At 56.9% G+C, this 2,052-nt stretch carries 3 protein-coding genes; all 3 read left to right on the top strand.

Going from position 1 to position 2,052, the window contains the following annotated elements; translation table 11 throughout:
• Positions 1-135: 135 nt before the first annotated feature.
• Positions 136-426 (top strand): phage head closure protein, encoded by a 291-nt coding sequence (locus QCE79_RS32545; protein WP_309851460.1) that lies wholly within the window; start codon positions 136-138, stop codon positions 424-426.
• A 99-nt stretch (positions 427-525) separates the two neighbouring features.
• Positions 526-993, top strand: a complete 468-nt coding sequence (locus QCE79_RS32540; RefSeq protein WP_309851457.1) for a hypothetical protein — start codon at positions 526-528, stop codon at positions 991-993.
• 646 nt (positions 994-1,639) lie between these two features.
• The coding region (locus QCE79_RS32535) for an Arm DNA-binding domain-containing protein (RefSeq protein ID WP_309851454.1) at positions 1,640-2,052 on the top strand (413 nt) is incomplete at its 3' end.

The following is a 2,052-nucleotide window of genomic DNA, read 5'->3' as shown; positions in this document are numbered from 1 at the left end:
GCTCGTGTTGGGGCACCTTTACGCCGATCGTGAGGGCGGCGGCAGTCCCATCGGTCCGGCGGTCGAGTCGTTGCTTATGCGCTTTCGTGATCCGGCGGTAGCGTAATGCTCCGAGCAGGCTCACTTAATCGAACCGTGCGCATCGAGCGGCGCGCGCCCCGTGATCCTAACGACGAAGGCCTGCGCTGGGAGACCGTAATGACCGTTCCCGCAAACATCCGCATGCTCAGCGGCAAAGAGATGATGGCGTCGAACGCAAACATTTCGATGGGCACGGCGAGCATCCGCATTCGATATCGTACGGATGTGCAGGCAGGAATGCGCGTCGTACATGGTGACGCGGCGTTTCACGTGACCGCTGTGTTACCCGATTATGCGAACCGTGAGCACGTCGATCTCACCTGTCAAACGGACGATATCCGCTAGCCGCCGGTTTCCGTTGCAGGACTTGAAAGCAGGAATTCCTGCTTTCTGCTCAAACCATTAATTCGACAGCACTCGCCAAAATTGGCGCGCGTCCTAAACATGAGTAAAGACAGTCACTCGATGCAGCATGACCGCCACGCGGTGGACGATCTCATCAATCGCTGGGTGGAATGGTGTCGCACACGTCGCATCTTCGTGCCGCCGGTGAAGTCGAATGTGCTCGCTAGGCTTCGGCCGTCGCGGCGCACGCGCACCGATGAACCTGATGCGTTTCTTGACGCCGATATGCCGTACCTGAACATGGCGATTCACGCGCTTTGCGAACGACCCGATTTCGCGGGTGACGCGGAGTGCTTCCTTGGCGTGTACTGGTATCGCGCCAACATCAAAGTGATCGCGCATCAGCTTCAGTGCTCGCGCGGCACGGTTTATAACCGGGCTCGTGCGTTTGCGAAGCGCGCTCAATCGCACAGCCTCTCGATTCGCCGGATGCATGAGCACGTCACGTCGGCGGACCACGACGAAACTTTCGTAGTGAGCAATTCTGACGAGTCACATGCTTCTTAAGAAATCAGTGCTCGTTGTCATGCGTATCGACCCAATCGCGTGCCCACAAAATCCCCGCCATTTCTGCTTCCACACACGAGTCGCGCAATACGACTCGGACAAATCTAAGACGCCGTTTCGGTGACTGTGGAGTGACCGGCGCAGCCTCTAAATAAACGCTTGCACTGTAGGGTTTGCCAGTGTCCGAACAAGCCGCTTTCACCATCCACTGGCGATAGGTTTCTTGCCGCATTATGGTTTGCCTCGTCTCCCGCATGCCGAACAACATTTGTCGAGTCGGCGGCCGAGCTTGGAAGGCATGCAGTCTTCAGTATCGCTCAGGACACGAGCGCTCGCCACTGCCTTTATTAAGGGGGTAACTAACGGGGTATCAGCGGTATCCTTGCCAATGAGACCCTTGCCCAATAAGCGACAGCGGGGACATTTCGCATTTCCAAGAAGAAGGAATAGCACCTTTTCGAGGGCGTTCTACCCCGTCTGCGGAGGTACGGGCGCTTATTCCAACTTCATGATTTCATTGCGTTTGTCGCGCTAGTTTTATTCGGCGAGGTCCTGGGAGATACCTTCGCAGCGTGCCCTTTTTGGGGGTGCGCGTGGGGGTAGCGGTAGCGTCGAAGTGCTTTTCATAAAGAAGATACCCCCAAATATGCGGCTAACCAATATCGCAATTCGCAACGCCAGACCGGCTGGAAAAGCCAGAAAACTGTTTGACGGACGCGGCCTGTATCTGCTGCTTACACCGAGCGGCTCGAAATGCTGGCGAATGAAATATCGCTTTGCTGGCCGCGAAAAGCTCATGTCCTTGGGCATGTATCCGGACGTCTCATTGGCTGAGGCGCGTGAACGTCACGCACAGGCGCGCAAGGTGTTGTCGGGTGGTGTGGATCCGGTGCAGGAGCGACGCAAGACAGAAGTCAAACCCTACGTGACGTTCAAGGAGGCGGCCGAAGCGTGGTTCGCACATTGGAAGCCTTCGCGATCGCCGTCGCGGGTCAACCAGGTCGAAAACTATCTAGCTTCGGACATCTATCCGATCATGGGCGGGCGGCCGGTCACGGA

The organism is Caballeronia sp. LZ003, from assembly GCF_031451465.1.
Taxonomy (GTDB): Bacteria; Pseudomonadota; Gammaproteobacteria; order Burkholderiales; family Burkholderiaceae; genus Caballeronia.
This window is presented reverse-complemented; position numbering and strand designations above follow the sequence as displayed.

Excerpts from the sequence above, each read along its gene's own strand:
- QCE79_RS32540 (WP_309851457.1), top strand. The coding sequence starts at position 526 with ATGAGTAAAGACAGTCACTCGATGCAGCATGACCGCCACGCGGTGGAC.